We start from the raw sequence: 18,431 nt of genomic DNA, 5'->3' as shown, positions 1-18,431 counted from the left end.
AGCTACTCCCAGCGGAACGTCTTGGCCGCGACGGTACCCGCCACGAGGCCCACGAGCCCCATGATCGCGAGATGCCTCCAGTCCGGCGCGCTGCCGAGCCACGCCTGTTGCAGGGCCTCCACTCCGGGAGGCGTGTACGAACCGATCGTCTGGATCACCGAGGGCAGCATGAACCGCGGCAGGTACACGCCGCCGAAGAACATCAGCAGCATGAACACCACCGTCGCCACGCCACCGGCCGCCCGCGCGGTGGGTGCCAGTGCGGCGATCACCAGGCCCAGCGCGAACGTGCTCGCGCCTCCCAGCACCACGGCACACGCCAGGCCGAGGGGGTGGTGAGGCAGGTCGACGCCGAAAACGACGTACCCCACCACTGTAAGGAGCAGCACCGACAAGATCGTCGCCGCGAAGTTCACGACCAGCTGCCCGACCAGCAACCGCGCGGGGTGCATGGGCGTCGTCGACAGCCGCCGCAGCACCCCCGTCTCGCGATAGGTGGCCACGACCGCGGGCAGGCGCTGCAACCCGATGAACACCAACGTGAACACGACCAGCGCCGACATGTAGCTGTCGATGAACCGCAGCCCGCCGAAGTTCGGGTCAGGCGTCCGCAACGTCGGAACGGCCCCCAGCACCAGCAACAGCACCGACGGGAACACGATCGCGAACAACGAGTTCAGCCGATCGCGCAGGAACAACCGCGCCTCGACCTCAACGATCTTCCACATCACGACCCCCGGTGAGTTCGACGTAGGCGTCGTCCAGCGAGACCTGGTCGACGCGGAGCTGACGCGCGACGACGGACCGCCGCGCCAGCAACGAGGTCACGGCGTGCAGCAGGTCCTCCGACCCAGACACCACCACCTGCTCCCCCAGCAGAGAAACCGAGGTGACCTCCGGCAGTGCCTCCAGCAACGCCACGTCCAGAGAACCGGACGGCACGAACCGCACCCGCGTCGCACCGTCCACCCGCGACACCAGCGCCGAGGGCGAGTCCAGCGCCACGATCCGGCCGTCGCGGAACACCGCCACCCGGTCGCAGAGCCGTTCCGCCTCCTCCATGAAGTGCGTGACCAGCACGATCGTCACGCCGGCCGCGCGCACCTCCTCGATCACCGACCAGGTGTCGCGCCGCGCCTGCGGGTCGAGCCCGGTCGTCAGCTCGTCGAGGATCGCGATCCGCGGCGACCCGACCAGCGCCAGCGCGATCGACAACCGCTGCTTCAACCCGCCCGACAGCTGCCCGAACTCGGACCGCAGGTGCCCGCCCAGCCCGAGGCGTTCCGACCAGTCGACCGGCGAGGGGTAGAACGACGAGAACAGTTCCAGCGCCTCGCGGACCCGCATCCGTTCCGGCAGTGCCGATGCCTGCAACTGCACGCCGATCGCCGCCCGCACGTCCCCCGGCGCCCGCCCGAGCACCGTCACGCTGCCGGAGTCGGGCGTCCGCAGCCCGGCCACGCACTCGACCGTCGTCGTCTTGCCCGCCCCGTTCGGCCCGAGCACACCGAAGATCTCCCCCTCGGCGACCTCGAACGACACGGCGTCCACGGCGACCCGGGGCCCGTACCTCTTGCCCAGGCCGCGCACTTCGATGATTGCCATGCCCCCAGCCTCGGAGACCGGGTACGAAAGATCATCGAACGACGAGCGCGACCGCGATCAACCGATCGGTTGATGCCCCACGTCGTTCTCCGGAACGGCCCGCGACGCACCTGGGCGGAGCGGCGAACTGGACGCGCAGGTCGCCCGCTGGCGCGACGAGGCGCGGGACGGCCGAGCGAAAGCCGTGGGACGTCAGCACCTCGTCCGCCACGGCGCGGTGGTCCCGTTCAGCTGATGGGCTTGTCCAGCCCGTGCACCACCTGGTCGAGCAACGTCCGGATGACCGCCTCGTTGTGCTCGCTGCGGCCCGGCGTGATCATCCGGGACGTCGCCTCGACCATGGCGTGCACCAGCATCGCCCGCAGCTGAGCCCGTTCCACCCCGGCGGTCTTGAACACCCCGACCAGCGGCGCCAGCAGCCGTTCGTGCTCGGCCCGGATCTGCTCGCGTGCCGTGTCCGGCAACGTGTGCGCGGACAACGCCACCACCGCGCCGTGGCTGCCGTCGGTGATGATCGCGAGTTCGGTGCGCAGGTACGCCTCGATCTTCGCGGGCACCGACGCCGCGCCGTTGACCGCGTCCTCCAGCTTGTCCGCCCACTCCGGCAGCGCGTCCGAGACGATCGCGGCGACCAGTTCCTCACGCGAGCGGAAGTACTCGTAGAGGCTCGGCCGCGACAGCCCGACCCGTCTGGCGAGCGACGCGAGCGTCAGCGCCTCCGCTCCCTCGGTCGCGACGATGTCCCGCCCGGCGTCCAGAAGGGCGCGCAGCCGGTTGGCGCGATGCTCGGCGACGGTGTCTGCGCTGATCCTCGGCACACCAGGATCGTATCGCGCTTGATTTCCCGACGGGGAGTTGGAATAGTTCCCGACAGAGCGTCGGAATCAAGGAGGGCCCTCATGTTCATCGCAACGAACCGCCTGTTCGTGCCCGCCGACCGGGCGGAGGAGTTCGAGGCCCACTTCCGCAGCAACATGCGCACGTTCCTGCCCGGTGTTCCCGGCCTGCTGCGCAGCACGTTGCTCAAGCCGACCCGCGACGACCAGCCCTACGTGTCGGTCAACGAGTTCGAGACCGAGGACGACTTCCGGGCGTGGGTGAAGTCCGACTCGTTCCGCGAGGCCCACAAGCGCAACCGCGGCATCGCCCGGCACGTCACCGGCAACGCGGTCGAGACGTTCCAGCACGCCGAGGACATGGTGCTGCCACAGCAGCGCACCGAGCAGTAGGGCGTTAGCCTCCCCTCGCATGGGGGACGTCCGTTTCGAGTTGCTGGGACCGTTGCGGGTGCTGGTCGGCGGGCAGGAGGTCCCGGTGCCCGCCGGACGCGGCAGGACCATCCTCGCCACCCTGCTCGCGCGTGCCGGCGAGGTCGTGCCGGTCGAGGACCTGGGCGACGTCTCGTCCACCCGCAAGGCCGTCAGCAGGCTCCGGCAGGCTCTGGGCGGGGCCTCGGGCTTCCTGCACACGCACGGCACCGGCTACCTGCTCCACGTCACGGACTCGGACCTGCTCGACTTCCGCTCACTGCGCGACCAGGGCCGGCACGCCGAGGCGCTCACGGTGTGGCGGGGCAGGGCCTTCGAGGACGTCGACGGCGTGGAGCACCTGGCCGGCGCGCTGGACGACGAACGCGAGGCCGCCGGGGCGCTCGTCCCCGCGCCGCACCGGCTGCCCGCTCCGCTCGCCCAGTTCGCCGGGCGGGGTCGCGAACTGGCCGTGCTCGACGAGCCCGCTCCGCTCACCGTCGTCAGCGGCCCGGCGGGCGTCGGCAAGACGACTCTCGCCGTCCGCTGGTGCGACGCGGCGAACAACCGCTTCCCCGACGGACTGCTGCACGTCAACCTGCGCGGCTTCGACCCCGCCCTCGAACCCGTGCGGCCGGAACAGGCGCTGCGCGGGTTCCTCACCGCGCTCGGCGTCCCCACCGGCCACGTGCCGGTGGACCTCGACGACCAGGTCACCCGCTACCGGAAACTGGTGGCCGCCAGGAAACTCGTCGTCCTGCTGGACAACGCGCGCGACGCGGCGCAGGTCCTCCCGCTGCTGCCCGGCCACGACGCCTGCGCGGTGGTCGTCACCAGCCGCCACCGCCTGGCGGACCTCGATGGCGCCCGCGTGCTGGACCTGGACGTGCTGCCCGGCGCCGAGGCCGTCGCCCTGCTGACCGAACGCGTCGGCGCCCCCGTCGCCGCGGAACCGGACGCGGTGGCACGGCTGGTCGCGTCGTGCGGCGGGCTGCCGCTCGCGCTGTCGATCGTCGGCGCCCGCGCGGCGACCACTCCCCACCTCTCGCTCGCGGCCCTGGCGGACGAGCTCGCCGACGAGCGGAACAGGCTCGACTTCCTCGACACCGGCGATCCGTCCACCAGCGTGCGCGCCGCGTTCTCCTTGTCCTACAGCAGGTTGAGCACCGCGGCGGCGACGTTGTTCCGGTTGCTGGGTGTCCACCCCGGACCGGACATCTCCGCGGCCGCGGCCACGAGCCTCGCCGGCTCCGACGCCGGGGCGGCGTTGCGCGACCTGACCCGCGCGAACCTCGTCACCCTGGCGAAGGACCGCTACGAGCTGCACGACCTCGTCCGCGTCTACGCGCGGGAACTGGCCGGTCCCGGCGAAACCCGCGCGGCGTTGCACCGCGCCGTCGACCACTACCTGCACAGCGCGCACCACGCGGACGGCCTGCTCGGCGAGGACCGCAGGCACTTCGCGATCGCCGCCGCCCAGCCAGGAGTCGTGCCCGAACTGGTCGTCGACGAGGAGCAGGCGTGGCAGTGGTTCGAGACGGAGAACCAGGTCCTGATCTCGCTGAGCGCGCTCGCAGCCGCGGAACGGTTCGACGCTCAGGCGTGGCAGCTGCCGTGGTGCCTGCACCTGTACTTCGACCGCGAGGCGCGCTGGCGCGAATGGAACACCCTGCTGACCACGGCACTCGAAGCCGCACAACGCCTCGGCGACGACGACGCGGTCGCACGCATGCACCACCTCGTCGCCCACACGTGGTTCCGCCTCAACGACTTCGACACGTGCATCGCACATCTGCTCGAAGCGTCCGCGCTCTACGAGGAGCACGGGAACAACAGCGGCGCCGCACGCGTGCACCGCAGCATCTTCGCGGTGCACGAACGGCTCGGTGATCTGGAACTCGCCGTCCGCCACGTGAGCCTCGCCATGGAGCTCTTCGCCAAGGCGGACGACCGCATGGGACTGGCCAACGCCATGGGCGACTTCGGCTGGGGCATCGGCCGGATGGGCAGGCACGAGGAAGCTCTGCGGACGTGCCGGCGGGCGCTCGAGCTGCATCGCGAGCTCGGCAACCGGTTCTCCGAGGCGGAGACCCTCGACAGCATCGCGTACAACCTGCGCGCACTCGGCGATCTGGCGGAGTCCGCGCACCACTACCGGCTGTCGGTGGAGGCAGCGCGCACCGCGGGAGACCGTTACGGGGTCGCGGTCACGCAGGAGTCACTCGGCGACGTGCACCTCGACCTGGGTGAGGTCGAACTCGCGCGTGCGGCGTGGTCCGACGCGTTGCACATGTTCGAGGCCCTCCGACGTCCGGAAGCCGAGGCCGTGCGGGCCAAGCTCACAGCTCAGTCAGCAGCTTCCTCATCCGGTTGATCTCGTCGTCCTGGGTGGCGACCACGTCGTCCGCCATCTCCTCGACCTGGACGTTGACCCCGGAGCCGCGCACGTCGGTCGCCATCTTGATCGCACCCTCGTGGTGCTTGATCATCAGCTCCAGGAACATGCGGTCGAAGTCCTTGCCGCGCGCCGCTCCCAGCGCGTTCAGCTGTTCCTGGGTGGCCATGCCCGGCATCGTCGAGTGGTCGCCGTGCGTGCCGATGGCGTTGAACGTGCGCTGCCACTGCTTCATGGCGCCGATCTCGGGTTCCTGGCTGAACCGGATCCGGTCGGCCAGCCCCTTCAGGGTCGCGTTCTCCGCGCGTTCGGGGGCGAACCTCGTCATGGCGATCGCCTGCTCGTGGTGGGCGATCATCATCGCCACGTACTCGCGGTCGGCGTCGTTCGGCGGCGCCTGGGTCGCCCCCGTCACGTCCGACAGGGCGACGGTCGGCGCCGAACCACCGGGGGTGTCCGGCGCGATGATCGGCGCGGCGGCGGGTTCGGACGAAGTGCAGCCGGCGAGCAGTGCGGCCGCAGCGACGACGGCCATGACCCCAGAACGCATGCTTCGGACAATACAGTCCGCGAGCCGCCGGTCCAGGCCCTTCGACCTGGCACACGGCCGATGACAGGGCGAAACCGGACAATCACTCCGAGCTGCCCCACTGGTTGTCCGAGTGTGGACAAAGAGTGCACAACCCTCCGAAAGAACCTGGCCTTTAGCAAGGCGAAAGGGTCATACTCGCCCCCACCAACCCGTATAGAGGGGGTAAAGCTGTGTCTTCACGCGCAACGACCCGGCGACGCAGAGCGTCACTCGCGGTTCTGGGGGCGCTCGCGCTGACGCTGTCGACGGCGACCGGGCCCGCGTACGCGGAGCCTGATCTGCCCGCCGACGGCGCCGGACTGAGCGAGGCTCAGCTCGAGTCGCGGGCGGAGGGATCCGCCGCGCTGCCCGGCGTCGACGAGATCAGCCGCAGCCGCAACATGGTCCCGGTCGCCCACCTGGACAAGCAGGCTCCGCTCAACTCGACGCAGACGGACATCGCGTTCCAGGACAACTACGCGTTCGTCGGCAACTACGACGGTTTCGTGATCTACGACATCCGGAACCCGAAGAAGCCCTCGATCAAGAGCCAGGTCCTCTGCCCCGGCTCCCAGAACGACATCTCGGTGTACGGGAACCTGCTGTTCCTGTCGACCGACTCGTCGCGCAGTGACAACTCCTGCTCGAGCGTCTCCCAGTCCGCGACGATCAAGGAGTCGTGGGAGGGCATCAAGGTCTTCGACATCAGCGACAAGAGCGCCCCGCGCTACGTCGCCGCCGTCGAGACCGCCTGCGGTTCGCACACCCACACGATGGTGCCGAGCAAGAACAAGAAGGACGTCTACCTCTACGTCTCCTCGTACTCGCCGAACGCCACGTTCCCGGACTGCCAGCCGCCGCACGACAAGATCTCGATCGTCAAGGTGCCGGTGAAGAACCCGGCCGCTGCCTCGCTGCTCAAGGCACCGGTCCTCTTCCCGGACGGCGGTAACCCCGGCGTCGTCGGCGACATCGAGACCGGCTACACCTCGGCCACCTCGGGTTGCCACGACATCACCGTCTACCCGCAGCTCGACCTCGCGGCCGGCGCCTGCATGGGTGACGGCGTCCTCTGGGACATCTCGAACCGGGAGAACCTGGTCGAGATCAACCGCGTGCAGGACGACGAGCACTTCGCGTTCTGGCACTCCGCCACGTTCAACAACAGCGGCACCAAGGTCGTCTTCACCGACGAGCTCGGTGGCGGTGGCGCGGCGACGTGCAACGAGAAGATCGGCCCGAACCGCGGCGCCAACGGCATCTACGACATCGTCGGCAAGGGCAAGAACCGCAAGCTGGTGTTCAAGTCCTACTACAAGATCCCGCGCATGCAGACCGACTCGGAGAACTGCGTCGCGCACAACGGATCGCTGATCCCGGTGCCCGGCAAGGACATCATGGTGCAGTCCTGGTACCAGGGCGGCATCTCGGTGTGGGACTTCACCAACTCGGCCAAGCCGCGTGAGATCGGCTTCTTCGAGCGCGGCCCGATGCCGAACCTCGGCAGTGGCGGCACCTGGTCGACCTACTGGTACAACGGCTACATCTACTCCTCGGAGATGGGCCGCGGCTTCGACGTGATCGACATGCGCGACCCGCGCACGTTCATCGCGAAGCTGTTCCGCACGGACGAGCTCAACGTCCAGACGCAGGGCAACTTCTACCGCGGGTAGTCAGTTCCGAAGCTTCAGCGCGGCTGCCGACGTTCGGCGGCCGCGCTGACCGCTGTCAGGACCAGGGTCACCGCCACACCACCGAAAACGGCCCACACGGGGTTGCCGGCGTCCATCGCCCACGCGGCCACGACGGCCGTGAGCCCGTACCCCGCGCCGGTCACCGCGTACATCATCGAGAACCCGGCCGCGTGCGCGCCGACCGGAAGCCGTTCGCGCAACGCGAGACTGCGCGTCACCAGCACCCCCGACTGGAACAGCCCCGCCGCGAGCAACGCGCCCGCGATGCCCGGCAGGTTCGGGAACAACGCCAGCGCCCCGACGCACGTCGCCGTGACGACCAGCAGCACCAGCCCCTGCGTGCGGAACGTGCCCGGCCACGGCCGCAGCCCGTACAGCACCGCCCCGAGCGCACTGCACGCCGCGAACCCCATGAGCAGCGGCCCGATCCAGCCGATCCCGATCCCGCGGTGTTCCAGCAGCGCGGGCAGCACGAGCTCCGCCACCGCGAGCTGCGCCAGCGCCGCCGCGCTCACCAGGTAGATCGGCCAGGCCGACGCCACCACCCGCGGCTTCGCGGTGCCGGACCTCGACGTCACGTGCCCGCGCGGCAGGATGAACACCAGCCACGCCGCCACGACGACCAGGCTGACCGACACCACGACGGGCGCCCGGTGGTCGACGCTCAGCGCCAGCACCGTGACGAGCGCGGGCGCCACCGCCCACACCACCTGCGTGATCATGGCGTCGAAGCCCATCGCCTTGGGCACCAACGCATCGGGCACCAGCCCGAGCAACATCGCCCGCAGCCCGCCCGGCGTCGTCGAGGGCCCGGCCCCGGCCACGAACGCCGCGATCGCCAGCACCGTCACGTTCTGCGTGAGCGCGAGCGTGGTGAACGCCGCCGCCCCCACGACCAGCCCGATCGACAGCTGCCCGCGCATCCGCGACGGGTCGAGGAACAGCCCGAGCAGCGCCGCCCCGAGCACCTCGCCCAGCACGTACACGGCCACCAGCGACGCCGCCAGCACGTACCCGCCCGGCAGTCCCCTCGTCAGGAACACCATCATCAGCGGCGTCATCGACATCGGTAACTTCGCGGCGACCGTCACCACGGCGCACGCCAGCACGTCCCGGTTCGCGAGGTCGCGGTACCCGGCAGCGGAGATCGTCATCTACTCGCCCAGCTCCTGGAACAACGTCAGCTGCAACCCCGCGGGCGCTTTCAGCCGCGCGTTCAGCGAGTTCCACGGCGTGCGCGTGGGTTCCGCGATCACCTCGGCCCCCGCCGCCTCGAGCCGGCGGGTCGTCCCCTCGGAGTCCGTGACCTCGAACGCCACCCGGACGTGCCCCGCGACCCTCTTGCCGACCTCGACGGAGTCGATGAACTCGGCGTGCGGCGGATCGGTGATCTCCAGCGTCGCCCGCCCGGCCTCGAGGATCGTGACCCGCCCGCCGTCGGACGCGAACGCCGCCCGTTGTTCCAGACCGAGCACGTCTCGGTAGAAACGCAGGGCCTCGTCGTAGTCGTCGGCGGTGACGACCAAGCGGAGTTCACGGACACCGGTCATGGTGACGATCATTCCAGCACCGGTGTCAGAAAGGAGAGAAGCCGCGAAACCGGCCTGGCAGGATGACCGTCGTGGACGGACTCGATCAGGTGGACTGGGCGCGGCTCTCGCACGCATACGGGCCGGCGGACGACGTTCCCGCCCAACTCCGCGACCTGGTGTCGCCGGACGAGCGGATCCGGCTCGAAGCCCTGTCCGACCTCAACGGCAACATCCTCCACCAGGGCACCATCTACGAGGCCACCGCCGCCGCGGTCCCGTTCCTGCTGCAGGCGCTGACCGCCCCCGAGTGCGACGAGCAGCCGCAGCTGCTGGACCTGCTGTGCCACATCGCCGTCGGGCACGACGAGGGGTGGCTGCCCGCCGGGTTCCCCGTCGCGAGGTACCGCGCCGAGGCCATCGGCGGCGACGCTCTGCTGGCCGCCGCTCCTCACCCCGGCGACGACGACTACGACGAGGACGAGGCAGACCTCGCCTACGTCGAGGACCTGGACGAAGAAGACCAGAACCGGCTGCACGCGCACATCTGGGTGAGGGCCTACGACGCGGTCCGCGCCGGCGTCCCGCTGTTCCGCGAACTGCTGACCTGGGAACCACCGGTGGCCTGCATGGCCGCGTACACCCTGGCCTGGTTCCCCGAGGACGCTGCGGAAAGCCTGCCCGCACTGGCGGAGGTGACCGGCGGCGACGAGGAGGGCGTGGTGGCCGCCACCGCCTCGGTCGCGATGGGCCTGCTCGGCGGCCACCCCGCCGTCGGGCTGGACGACCCGCGCCCGATCGCCCGCTGGGGCGCCGCGATCGCGCTGGCCTCCGTCGCCGACCTGATCGCCGCCACCGCGTTGCCCGCGAACCACAAGGTCCCGTTCCTCTCCGGCGACCTGGCCAGCTACGCGGTCAGAGTGCTGCGGCAGGCAGGAGAACGGGACGCGGACCGGACGTTCGACACGATCCTCGCCGGCATCCCCACCGTCTCCGGTTACAGCGCCCTGCACGTCGTGGGCGAAGCACTCCGGATGGCGTTCCCCGACGGCCCGGGCGAACGCCAACGCCGTCTCCTGGACGTGCTCGCCGGCTCCCCCGGCACGTGGCTGATCGAGGGACGGAACTTCGCGAGCTTCATGAACCTGATGGACAGGCACGGCCTGCCCACCTCACCCGCCGCCCTGCGCGACTACACCTCGACGCGCTGAGCCCCCAGCGTCAACCGGGTCGCGACGACCAGCAGCAACACGATCCCCGCCGTCACGTGGATCGGCGCGGGCCCGAACGTCGCCGCCAGCACCAGCACCGCCCCGACCGGCAGCAGGTACTTGCGCAGCCCGTCCTGCCCGGGACAGTCCTGCACGTACCAGACGAACACGAGGAACACCGCCAGCGGCACGGTCGTGAACGCCGCCACCGTCGTCCCCGGCGCGTGCGAGAGGTGCAGGTCGTAGTCCACGGACGCCGCGAGCCCCGCCCCCAGCGCCGCGATCGCTCCGAGGATGAACAGGTGCGCGTACCCCCAGAGGAACGCCTTCTTGAGGTTGTGCAGGTGCGTCGGCGCCTCGAAGTAGATCCACCACACCGAGAACACGATGATCAGCGACGCGGCGGCCAGCGAGATGAGGTTCTCGCCGCTGTCGAAGCCCTTCTGGAACGCCAGGGTGGCCGCGAGGATCGACTCGCCGAGCACGATCAGCGTGAACAGCCCGTGCCGTTCCGCGATGTGGTGCGGGTGCCAGGTCGTGGCCGACGCGCGCTCCGCCCACGCCGGCACCAGCAGCTCACCGATCATGAACAGGACCCACAGCGGCACCTGCAGCACCGGCGGCGCCACCAGCACCCACAACACCCACAGGACCTGCATGAACGCGATGCCACCGGCGTACCGGCGGGTGCAGGCCCGGTGGTCCGGGTTGTCCCGCGACGCCCGCAGCCAGTGCGCCACCATCGCGAGCCGGATGACGACGTAGCCGCCGACCACGATCCGGTAGTCCTGGTGCTCGAAGACGGCGGGGATCCCCGCCGCCACCACGAGCACGCCGGCGATCTGCACCATCGTGATGACGCGGTACAGCGTGTCGTCGTTGTCGAACGCGCTGGCGAACCAGGTGAAGTTCAGCCACGGCAGCCAGAGCGCGAAGAACGACATGCAGAACGCCAGCAGGCCGGCCCCGGCGTGGTTCTCGGAGACGGCGTGGTGCAACGAGGCGGCGGCCTGGGCGACCGCCACCACGAAGCTCAGGTCGAACAACAGCTCCAACGGCGTCGCGACCCGGTGGGCCTCCGCCGTGTCGCGCGCGAGGAGCTTCCTGATCATCCAGGCACCACCATGATCCTTGATTCGCTGAGGTCCAGTGCGACCTGCGTGCCCGGCTGGTACGCGGAGGCGGTGTTGGAGGGCTGGTCGATCCGCAGCACCTGCTCACCCACCCTCACCGAGATCCGCGTGACCGGCCCGAGGAACGACTGGGTCAGCACATCGCCCACGATCTTGCCACCGGCGTCGCCGTCGTGCGCGGACACGCCGATGTCCTCCGGGCGGACGATCAGCCTGACATCGCTGCCGGACGGCTGGTCGTGCGTCGCGGCCACGGTGACCCCGTTCACCACGACGGTCTGCCCCTCCGCCTTCGCCTCGACCGAGTTGGTGACGCCGACGAACTGCGCCACGAACGCCGTCTTCGGCTCGCGGTAGACCACGGACGGGGTGTCGAGCTGCTCCAGCCGTCCGTGCGACATCACGCCGACGCGGTCGGAGACGGCCAGCGCCTCCTCCTGGTCGTGCGTGACGAACAGGGTCGTCATGCCGAGCTCGGTCTGGATGCGGCGGATCTCGTCGCGCAGGTTCACGCGCACCTTGGCGTCCAGCGCGGACAGCGGCTCGTCCAGCAGCAGCACGCGCGGCTGGATCGCCAACGCCCGCGCCAGCGCGACGCGTTGCTGCTGACCACCCGACATCTGGTGCGGGTAACGGCCGCCCAGGTGCGAGAGGCCGACCAGTTCCAGCAGCTCGCCCGCCTTCCTGCCGTCCGCCTTGCGCATCTTCAGGCCGAACGCGACGTTCTGCGCCGCGGTCATGTTCGGGAACAGGCTGTAGGCCTGGAACACCATGCCCATGTCCCGCTTGTTGGCGGGGACCTTCGTGATGTCCTTGCCGCCCACGGTGACCGTGCCCGAGTCGGACGTCTCGAAGCCCGCGACGATGCGCAGCGCCGTCGTCTTGCCGCAGCCCGACGGGCCGAGCAGCGACACCAGTTCGCCCTCGGCCAGCTCCAGGTCGAGGCCGTCGAGCGCGGTGTTGTCGCCGAACGTCTTGCGCAGTCCCTTGAGTACCAGGTGACTCATCTTCACTCCTCGACCACGGTCTGACGGCGCCGCTGGCCGACATAAGAAAGTGCGAACAGAAGGACGAACGCGAAGATCAGGCACAGCAGTGACACCGCGATGGACACACCCGCGTTCCGCTTGCCCAGGAGGTTCACCTGCACCTGCAACGTGTCGAAGTTGAGCAACGACGCGATGGTGAACTCGCCGAGCACCAACGCGACGCTCAGCAACGAAGCGCCGATCAACGCCACCCGGATGTTCGGCACGACGATCTTCCACAGCACCGTGATCCACGACGCGCCCAGGCTGCGGGCGGCCTCGGACAACGTCTTCAGGTCGATCGCGGACAGACCGGCGTCGATCGCGCGGTACGCGAACGGCAGCACGAGAATCGTGTACGCGAACGTCAACGTCAGCGCCGAGTTGCCGAAGAAGTAGTTCACCCACGCGTACAACGGCGCCATACCGACGACGAGCACGATCGCGGGAATCGCCAGCGGCAGCAGGCAGAGGAACTCGACGAGCCGTTGCAGCTGCGGGAGCCGCAACCGGATCCACGCCATGGTCGGCACCAACAGCAGCAGCATCAGCACGGCCGAGGTCACCGACAACAACAACGAGTTGACGAGCGCTTCCATCAGCCCGTCGTCGTCGACGATGGACGTCCACGACTCGAGGCTGCGCGAACCGCCCGCGCCGCGCGTGGAGAACTCGGCCATCGCGACCAGCGGCAGGATGAAGTAGACGCCGAGGACCAGCAGGACGATCGTGCGCAGGACGCGCTGCTTCACTAGCGAACCCACTTGGCCACCCTCTTCTGCAGCAGCACGTTCACGCCCATCGCGATGCTCACGACGATCACCATGCCGAGGCCGAGCGCCTTGCCGAGGTTCTCCTGGCCCAGCACGACCTCGCCGGTGAGGAACCCGCGGATCTGCAGCGGCACGATCGGGCTGCCCTGCGAGACGAGGGCCGCGGCCGTGGCGTACGCGCTGAAGGCGTTGGCGAACAACAGCAACAGCGCGCCGAGGAACGGCGGCGTTAGGATCGGGCCGCCGACGTGGCGCCAGTACGTCCAGCTCGTGCCACCGAGTGACGCGTTGGCTTCGCGCCACTGCGGGCGCAGGCCGTCCAGCGCGGGCAGGAACACGATGACCATCAACGGGATCTGGAAGAACGTGTAGACGAGCGTCAGGCCCGGCAGGTCGAACAGCCACGCGCTGCCGGCGAACAGGTCGATGCCAACGTTGTCACGCAGGAACTTCGTGACCAGACCTTCGAAGCCGACCGTCGCGAGGAACGCGAACGCCAGTGGCACGCCACCGAACTGGGCGAGCACACCGCTGCCCGCGACGACGATCCGGCGCAGCATCCCGTCCGGGTTGCCGACCGCGATCGCCCACGTGAGCAGCGCTCCGAAGACCGCGCCGATGACCGCGGTGAGCGCGGAGAGTTCAATGCTGCGCACGAAAGCGTCGAAGACGACGCCCGTGAACAGCGCGGAGAGGTTCTCGAACGTGAACGCGCCGGCGGAGTCCTGGAAGGCACCGACGAGCACGAGCACCGTGGGGTAGACGAGGAAGATGCCGACGAACGCGAGGAACGGCACCGCGACCAGCCAGGCGGCCGCAGATGGCCGACCGGCGGCCCCACCCTTCTTGGAAGGGGTGGAGCCGCCGGGCGTCGTCGCTACGGGAGCGACCGCGGTCATCCGATGGCCTGAGCCCACGTCGCGGTCAGGACGGCCTTGGCCTTGTCGGCCTGGGCCTGCGTCTGGAAGACCTGCTTGCCCTCGGTCTTGGGCAGCTTGTCCTTCGCGGCCTTGTCCGCCTTGTCACCCATCTTGTCCAGGCGCACCGGGCGGGACATGCCCTTCAGGTAGAGGTTCTGGCCCTCGTCGGAGTAGAGGAACTCCTGCCACAGGCGCGCGGCCGCGGGGTGCGGCGCGTCCTTGCTGATGGCCTGGTTGTAGTAGGCACCGATCTGGGCGTCGGACGGGACGACGACCTTCCAGTCGAGCTTGCCCTTGAGCTTCTCGGTCTGGGCGGCGTTGGTGTAGTCCCAGTCGATGACGACGGGCGTCTGGCCCGACTCGATCGTCGCGGGCGACGGGTCGACCGGCTGGAAGTTGCCGGCGGCCTTGAGCTGCTTGAAGAACTCGACGCCGGGCGCGATGTCGTCGGCGGAACCGCCGTTGCCCAGCGCCGCCATCATGACGCCGGAGAACGCGGCACCGGCCTGCGTCGGGTCGCCGTTGAGCGCGACCTTGCCCTTGTACTCGGGCTTGAGCAGGTCCTTCACGCTCGTCGGCGCCGGCACCTTGGCCGCGTCGTAGCCGATCGACATGAACCCGCCGTAGTCACCGTAGTAGGCGCCGTCCGCGTCCTTGAGCTCCGCGGCGATGTCGTCCCAGGTGCTGACCTTGTAAGGGGCGAAGAGGTCCTTGTTGGCGAGCGCGACGTTCAGACCGAGGTCGAACACGTCGGGCGCGCGGTCGTTGCCCTTGAGCTGCTTGGCGGCGTTGATCTCCTCCTGGCTGGAGGCGTCCGGCTGGGCCGAGTCGACCTTGATGCCGTACTTCGCCTCGAAGGCCTTGATGATCTCGCCGTAGTTGGCCCAGTCCGGGGGCAGCGCGATGACGTTGAGCTTGCCCTCCTTCTTGGCCTCCTCGACGAGCTTGTCCATGCCACCGAACTCACTCGCCGACTTGGCGGTCCCGGCGGCACCGGCCGGCGTCTCCTTGGCGGGCGGGGCGCCACAAGCGGCCATCGCCAGCACCAACGCGCCGACACCAATCATCTTCGTGGTGACGTTCCCTCGCTTCAGCACCAGCGGAGGATTGGCTCGGGATGCTTTCGTTGTCAAGCCAGCCGCGCCGGTTGAGACCTTCTCGACTCCAACCGTGAATTCTGAGCGCCCTACGGGTTGCCGCTGAATGCTTTCCGTGCTTCGTCCAGGTGTTGTGCCGAGATGCCGGTACCGGGATCGACGTGGACGAGCGCCGTGGTCAGGTGCCGTCGCTTGTGGACGAACTCATCGCGACGGGACGGGTGCAGACCGAAGTCGTCGTCGAACCACACGAGGGGCCGTTCCCACGCGTACCTGGCCACCGCGGGGTACTTCCAGCCCGTTTCGTCGTGGAACTCGACCACCTTGAGCTCCGGCAGCCCCACACGCGGTCCGATCTCGGTGTTCGCGCGGTGCAGCCACGTCGTGGCCCACGCGAGTTCGGCGCCGGTTTCCTCGGCCAGCCGTCTCAACTGGTGACCGTGCCCGGGGTCGAGCCAGACGCGGAGCCTGCGGCGCCAGCCGACCTTGATGTCGAACGGCCGGTAGTTGTCCGGCTTGGGGTTCGCGGCCCACGGGTTGAGCGGTCCGTCGACGTCGAGCAGGATCAGCGGTCTCATCCCGTACAGCATGCCCAAAAGCGGAGCGGAACGGCCGGGGCTTCCCTAACCTCGATCCATGAGACGCCTCGCGCTGTTCGTCCTGCTGTGCGTCACGCTGGCGGGTTGCGGCGTGATCGGCGACGTCGCGGACCTCCGGGCCCGCCTCATCGACGCGGGTTACGCCGGTGTCGCGATCTACCAGACCTCCACCAACGGCACCGACCGCGTGGAGGTCGGGGCGACCACGCAGGACGGGACGAAGAGCAACTACGACGTCGCCGAGATCGTCTGGGACAGCTACCCGCGCCACGTCGACGAGCTGCGGGTGATGCTGAACGCGACCGTCACCCAGTACACCGCGGAGGAGCTGCGGGTGAAGTTCGGCGAGCGCGGGGTCACCGAGAAGCCGGACGACGACACCGACCTGGGCCGCACGATCATCACGTGGCTGATCGTGGCCGCGGTGGTGTTCCTGCTCTTCGTCGTCGGTGTGATCGTCCTGATCGTGTTCCTCGTGCGCCGCTCACGCCGCCGCCGCGTGCAACAGCCGCCGTTCTACCCGCCGCAGTACCCGCACCAGTAGTCGAAAACGCGCGTGTCTGTTCGTATGGGAGGCGTGTTCACCGACGAAGAGATCGCCTACCTGCGCGAACAACCCCTCGCCCGCCTGGCAACCCTCAACGAGGACGGCTGGCCCGATGTCGTCCCGCTCGCCTTCGAGTACGACGGCACGCACTTCTGGGTCGGCGGCGTCGGCGAGCAGGTTCTGCGCACCCGCAAGTTCCGCAACATCACCGCCGGTCGCCGCCAGGTCTCCCTGGTGGTGGACGACCTGGTGTCCACCGACCCGTTCGTCGCCCGCGCCATCCGCGTCTACGGCACCGCGGACGACCCGGCCGACCGGGTCGGCATGATGGGCCCCGGCCTCTACAGCCGCATCACACCGACCCGCGCCTGGGCGTGGAACATGGCGGGCGACCCGCCCGGCGAGACCTGGTACGAGCCGCACCGCTCATGACGCCCGGCGGGTCGAGCACACCGCCGTCGCCGCACCCCACCGCGCCCCGTACACGAGGCCGGGCAGCAGCCGCCGGAACCGCAGGTGGATCTCCCCCGCCCGGTCCACGGTCCGCTGCGACCCGGTCGGCTCCACTTCGGACCGCAGGACGCCGTCGAACGCCCGCACCAAACGCTTGCGGTCGTGCTCGAAGCGCACCCTCAGGTCGAACAGTTCGCACGGCCGTTCGGGCACGTGCAGCACGCACGGGTGCATCGCGTCGCGGTGCGACAGCCGGTACCGCAACGCGAAGTCGTGCGTCACGCCGCGGGCCAGCGGCTCGGCCGGCACCAGCGTGAACCCCGGCCGGTCGGCGTCGGAGCGGTCGCGCAAGGTACCGCCGTAGAGCAGGTGCACGTCGACGTCGCGACGGCGCACGGGGAAGACCGAGGCGAAGTCGAGCGTCTCGACACCGTCCTGGTCCACGACGACCTGGTAGCGCTCGATCACCTCCGGCTGCCCCTGGTCGAGCACGACGGCGACGCTGAGCTCCGCGGTGTGCCAGCTGCCGTCGGTGCGCGGGGCCGTCGTGGCGGCGAGTTCGGCGAGCTGGTCGACGGCCTCGTCCACGCGCCGCCGCACGGTGCGGGAGTCGCGGTCGATCCGCGCGGCCACCCACGTGACGCGTTCCTGGTAGAGCGGCTGGCGGACGTCGGGAATCAGGCCGAACGCGGCCCGCGCCGCGAACTGCAGGTCGTCGGGCAGCTGCTCGACGAGTTCGGTGAGCCTGGTGACGAGCTTCTGCTTCGCCGCGACCGACCCGTCCGCGCTCGTGATCCCGCAGGCGGCGGCGAGCGACGGGCCGATGCGGTCCACGATCCGGCCCGCGTGCACACCCCGTCCCTTGCGCAGCGTCTTCAGCTCCCTGACCAGGTTCGTCATCATCTCCGGTCTCCTCTCCCGTTCGGCGCCGGAAGGGTGCGGCGGGCGTGTGGACGAGAAGTGGACACGCCGTGGATCGGTCACAGGTGCTCCGGTCGCAGCACCGTCCGCGCGACCGAAGAGGCCAGCGCGGTGCCCAGCCGCACGCCGTCGCCGCCGAGGAAGACCCGCGACGTGCCGATGCGGCCGAGGGTGGGCTGGTCGACGGCGCCGAGCCCGAACGCGATCATCTCCGGGCAGGTCGCGGTCGCCGTCAGACGGGCCAGCGCGGCGGGCCACGCCGGATCGGTCGGCCTGCCGTCGGACACGAAGAACAACACCGGGCGGCGCACCCGCACCCGTTCGGACTTGAGCGCGCGCACATCGCTCTCGATGACGGTGCGCAGCAACGTGAACGCGGAACCGAAATCGGAACCGGATTCCTGGCGGAATCGAATATTCTCCGCCGGTTCGATCGCGGGCAGCAACGGCCGCACCACGAGCGGGCTGTCCGCGAACACCACCACGCACAGCCTGATCTGCGCGGCAGCACGCCGATTCGCGTGCACCACGCCGCGGAACTCGCGGAGTCCCGCGTTGACCTCGTCGAGGTGGCCGCTCATCGAGAACGACACGTCGCACACCAGGTAGCACGGCAACACATCGGCTTCCATGACGTGCACCGTTACGGAATCGCGTTGATCAAACGTGGACAAAAAGCTGATTAGGTGACACGCCAACGCCGCATTG

At 69.4% G+C, this 18,431-nt stretch carries 20 protein-coding genes; 6 read left to right on the top strand and 14 right to left on the bottom strand.

Annotation, left to right across the window (positions count from 1 at the left end):
- Positions 1-2 precede the first annotated feature (2 nt).
- The 3 genes from QSK25_RS22750 to QSK25_RS22740 all read right to left on the bottom strand — a co-directional run bounded on the left by QSK25_RS22750 (position 3) and on the right by QSK25_RS22740 (position 2,423).
- Entirely contained in the window at positions 3-728 is a 726-nt protein-coding gene (locus tag QSK25_RS22750) for an ABC transporter permease (protein WP_285641037.1), read from the bottom strand.
- Positions 712-1,605, bottom strand: a complete 894-nt coding sequence (locus QSK25_RS22745; protein ID WP_285641036.1) for an ABC transporter ATP-binding protein — start codon at positions 1,603-1,605, stop codon at positions 712-714. Before QSK25_RS22745 ends, QSK25_RS22750 begins: the two co-directional genes overlap by 17 nt.
- A 227-nt stretch (positions 1,606-1,832) precedes the next feature.
- Positions 1,833-2,423, bottom strand: coding sequence for a TetR/AcrR family transcriptional regulator (locus tag QSK25_RS22740; RefSeq protein ID WP_285641033.1), 591 nt, complete (start codon positions 2,421-2,423; stop codon positions 1,833-1,835).
- 81 nt (positions 2,424-2,504) lie between these two features.
- On the opposite strand from QSK25_RS22740, the gene QSK25_RS22735 reads away from it, so the two are divergent.
- Together QSK25_RS22735 and QSK25_RS22730 are read left to right on the top strand one after the other, a co-directional pair.
- Positions 2,505-2,834: an antibiotic biosynthesis monooxygenase family protein gene (locus tag QSK25_RS22735; protein ID WP_285641032.1), complete on the top strand. Its 330-nt coding sequence runs from the start codon at positions 2,505-2,507 to the stop codon at positions 2,832-2,834.
- A gap of 19 nt (positions 2,835-2,853) precedes the next feature.
- The gene (locus tag QSK25_RS22730) at positions 2,854-5,226 is read left to right on the top strand and encodes an ATP-binding protein (protein WP_285641031.1); all 2,373 of its coding nucleotides are present in this window, start codon (positions 2,854-2,856) and stop codon (positions 5,224-5,226) included.
- On the opposite strand, the gene QSK25_RS22725 is transcribed toward QSK25_RS22730, so the two are convergent.
- Positions 5,192-5,797: a DUF305 domain-containing protein gene (locus QSK25_RS22725; RefSeq protein ID WP_285641030.1), complete on the bottom strand. Its 606-nt coding sequence runs from the start codon at positions 5,795-5,797 to the stop codon at positions 5,192-5,194. The two genes, QSK25_RS22730 and QSK25_RS22725, sit on opposite strands and share 35 nt — an antisense overlap.
- Before the next feature lie 212 nt (positions 5,798-6,009).
- Here QSK25_RS22725 and QSK25_RS22720 point away from each other — a divergent pair, with 212 nt between their 5' ends.
- On the top strand, positions 6,010-7,491 hold the full coding sequence (locus tag QSK25_RS22720) for an LVIVD repeat-containing protein (RefSeq protein ID WP_502881883.1): 1,482 nt from the start codon (positions 6,010-6,012) through the stop codon (positions 7,489-7,491).
- A 14-nt stretch (positions 7,492-7,505) separates the two neighbouring features.
- Here the strand turns inward: QSK25_RS22720 and QSK25_RS22715 are convergent, their stop codons facing one another.
- Together QSK25_RS22715 and QSK25_RS22710 are read right to left on the bottom strand one after the other, a co-directional pair.
- On the bottom strand, positions 7,506-8,666 hold the full coding sequence (locus QSK25_RS22715; protein WP_285641028.1) for an MFS transporter: 1,161 nt from the start codon (positions 8,664-8,666) through the stop codon (positions 7,506-7,508).
- Positions 8,667-9,062, bottom strand: coding sequence for a VOC family protein (locus QSK25_RS22710; protein ID WP_285641023.1), 396 nt, complete (start codon positions 9,060-9,062; stop codon positions 8,667-8,669).
- Positions 9,063-9,133: 71 nt separating this feature from the next.
- Between QSK25_RS22710 and QSK25_RS22705 the strand changes: the two genes are divergently transcribed.
- A complete protein-coding gene (locus QSK25_RS22705) occupies positions 9,134-10,252 on the top strand; it encodes a hypothetical protein (protein WP_285641021.1) in 1,119 nt (372 codons plus the stop codon).
- Here QSK25_RS22705 and QSK25_RS22700 read toward each other — a convergent pair.
- The 6 genes from QSK25_RS22700 to QSK25_RS22675 all read right to left on the bottom strand — a co-directional run bounded on the left by QSK25_RS22700 (position 10,234) and on the right by QSK25_RS22675 (position 15,781).
- Positions 10,234-11,364 carry a low temperature requirement protein A gene (locus tag QSK25_RS22700; RefSeq protein ID WP_285641020.1) on the bottom strand — a complete coding sequence of 377 codons (1,131 nt, stop codon included), beginning with the start codon at positions 11,362-11,364 and terminating at the stop codon, positions 10,234-10,236. The genes QSK25_RS22705 and QSK25_RS22700 overlap by 19 nt on opposite strands.
- Positions 11,361-12,392 (bottom strand): ABC transporter ATP-binding protein, encoded by a 1,032-nt coding sequence (locus tag QSK25_RS22695; protein WP_285641019.1) that lies wholly within the window; start codon positions 12,390-12,392, stop codon positions 11,361-11,363. The genes QSK25_RS22700 and QSK25_RS22695 overlap by 4 nt, the downstream gene beginning before the upstream one ends.
- 2 nt (positions 12,393-12,394) lie before the next feature.
- The gene (locus QSK25_RS22690) at positions 12,395-13,177 is read right to left on the bottom strand and encodes an ABC transporter permease (RefSeq protein ID WP_285641018.1); all 783 of its coding nucleotides are present in this window, start codon (positions 13,175-13,177) and stop codon (positions 12,395-12,397) included.
- Positions 13,165-14,085, bottom strand: coding sequence for an ABC transporter permease (locus QSK25_RS22685; RefSeq protein ID WP_285641017.1), 921 nt, complete (start codon positions 14,083-14,085; stop codon positions 13,165-13,167). Before QSK25_RS22685 ends, QSK25_RS22690 begins: the two co-directional genes overlap by 13 nt.
- On the bottom strand, positions 14,082-15,203 hold the full coding sequence (locus tag QSK25_RS22680) for an ABC transporter substrate-binding protein (RefSeq protein WP_285641016.1): 1,122 nt from the start codon (positions 15,201-15,203) through the stop codon (positions 14,082-14,084). The genes QSK25_RS22685 and QSK25_RS22680 overlap by 4 nt, the downstream gene beginning before the upstream one ends.
- An 89-nt stretch (positions 15,204-15,292) precedes the next feature.
- Positions 15,293-15,781: an HAD domain-containing protein gene (locus QSK25_RS22675; RefSeq protein ID WP_285641014.1), complete on the bottom strand. Its 489-nt coding sequence runs from the start codon at positions 15,779-15,781 to the stop codon at positions 15,293-15,295.
- 58 nt (positions 15,782-15,839) lie between these two features.
- Between QSK25_RS22675 and QSK25_RS22670 the strand changes: the two genes are divergently transcribed.
- Together QSK25_RS22670 and QSK25_RS22665 are read left to right on the top strand one after the other, a co-directional pair.
- Positions 15,840-16,346, top strand: coding sequence for a hypothetical protein (locus QSK25_RS22670; RefSeq protein ID WP_285641013.1), 507 nt, complete (start codon positions 15,840-15,842; stop codon positions 16,344-16,346).
- A gap of 33 nt (positions 16,347-16,379) precedes the next feature.
- Positions 16,380-16,781: a PPOX class F420-dependent oxidoreductase gene (locus tag QSK25_RS22665; RefSeq protein WP_285641011.1), complete on the top strand. Its 402-nt coding sequence runs from the start codon at positions 16,380-16,382 to the stop codon at positions 16,779-16,781.
- Here the strand turns inward: QSK25_RS22665 and QSK25_RS22660 are convergent.
- Both QSK25_RS22660 and QSK25_RS22655 read right to left on the bottom strand, forming a co-directional pair.
- Positions 16,776-17,705: a hypothetical protein gene (locus tag QSK25_RS22660; RefSeq protein WP_285641008.1), complete on the bottom strand. Its 930-nt coding sequence runs from the start codon at positions 17,703-17,705 to the stop codon at positions 16,776-16,778. The two genes, QSK25_RS22665 and QSK25_RS22660, sit on opposite strands and share 6 nt — an antisense overlap.
- Positions 17,706-17,782: 77 nt before the next feature.
- The gene (locus tag QSK25_RS22655) at positions 17,783-18,355 is read right to left on the bottom strand and encodes a vWA domain-containing protein (RefSeq protein ID WP_285641007.1); all 573 of its coding nucleotides are present in this window, start codon (positions 18,353-18,355) and stop codon (positions 17,783-17,785) included.
- Positions 18,356-18,431: the final 76 nt, after the last annotated feature.

Source organism: Lentzea sp. NBRC 102530 (assembly GCF_030269365.1).
In the GTDB taxonomy this organism is placed as follows: Bacteria; Actinomycetota; Actinomycetes; order Mycobacteriales; family Pseudonocardiaceae; genus Lentzea.
Note: the sequence above shows the minus strand (reverse complement) of the source record. Positions and strands in the feature narration are given on the sequence as shown.

Excerpts from the sequence above, each read along its gene's own strand:
- QSK25_RS22750 (WP_285641037.1), bottom strand. The coding sequence starts at position 728 with ATGTGGAAGATCGTTGAGGTCGAGGCGCGGTTGTTCCTGCGCGATCGG.
- QSK25_RS22745 (WP_285641036.1), bottom strand. The coding sequence starts at position 1,605 with ATGGCAATCATCGAAGTGCGCGGCCTGGGCAAGAGGTACGGGCCCCGG.
- QSK25_RS22735 (WP_285641032.1), top strand. The coding sequence starts at position 2,505 with ATGTTCATCGCAACGAACCGCCTGTTCGTGCCCGCCGACCGGGCGGAG.
- QSK25_RS22730 (WP_285641031.1), top strand. The coding sequence starts at position 2,854 with ATGGGGGACGTCCGTTTCGAGTTGCTGGGACCGTTGCGGGTGCTGGTC.
- QSK25_RS22725 (WP_285641030.1), bottom strand. The coding sequence starts at position 5,797 with ATGCGTTCTGGGGTCATGGCCGTCGTCGCTGCGGCCGCACTGCTCGCC.
- QSK25_RS22715 (WP_285641028.1), bottom strand. The coding sequence starts at position 8,666 with ATGACGATCTCCGCTGCCGGGTACCGCGACCTCGCGAACCGGGACGTG.
- QSK25_RS22710 (WP_285641023.1), bottom strand. The coding sequence starts at position 9,062 with ATGACCGGTGTCCGTGAACTCCGCTTGGTCGTCACCGCCGACGACTAC.
- QSK25_RS22700 (WP_285641020.1), bottom strand. The coding sequence starts at position 11,364 with ATGATCAGGAAGCTCCTCGCGCGCGACACGGCGGAGGCCCACCGGGTC.
- QSK25_RS22695 (WP_285641019.1), bottom strand. The coding sequence starts at position 12,392 with ATGAGTCACCTGGTACTCAAGGGACTGCGCAAGACGTTCGGCGACAAC.
- QSK25_RS22685 (WP_285641017.1), bottom strand. The coding sequence starts at position 14,085 with ATGACCGCGGTCGCTCCCGTAGCGACGACGCCCGGCGGCTCCACCCCT.
- QSK25_RS22675 (WP_285641014.1), bottom strand. The coding sequence starts at position 15,781 with ATGAGACCGCTGATCCTGCTCGACGTCGACGGACCGCTCAACCCGTGG.
- QSK25_RS22670 (WP_285641013.1), top strand. The coding sequence starts at position 15,840 with ATGAGACGCCTCGCGCTGTTCGTCCTGCTGTGCGTCACGCTGGCGGGT.
- QSK25_RS22660 (WP_285641008.1), bottom strand. The coding sequence starts at position 17,705 with ATGATGACGAACCTGGTCAGGGAGCTGAAGACGCTGCGCAAGGGACGG.
- QSK25_RS22655 (WP_285641007.1), bottom strand. The coding sequence starts at position 18,355 with ATGGAAGCCGATGTGTTGCCGTGCTACCTGGTGTGCGACGTGTCGTTC.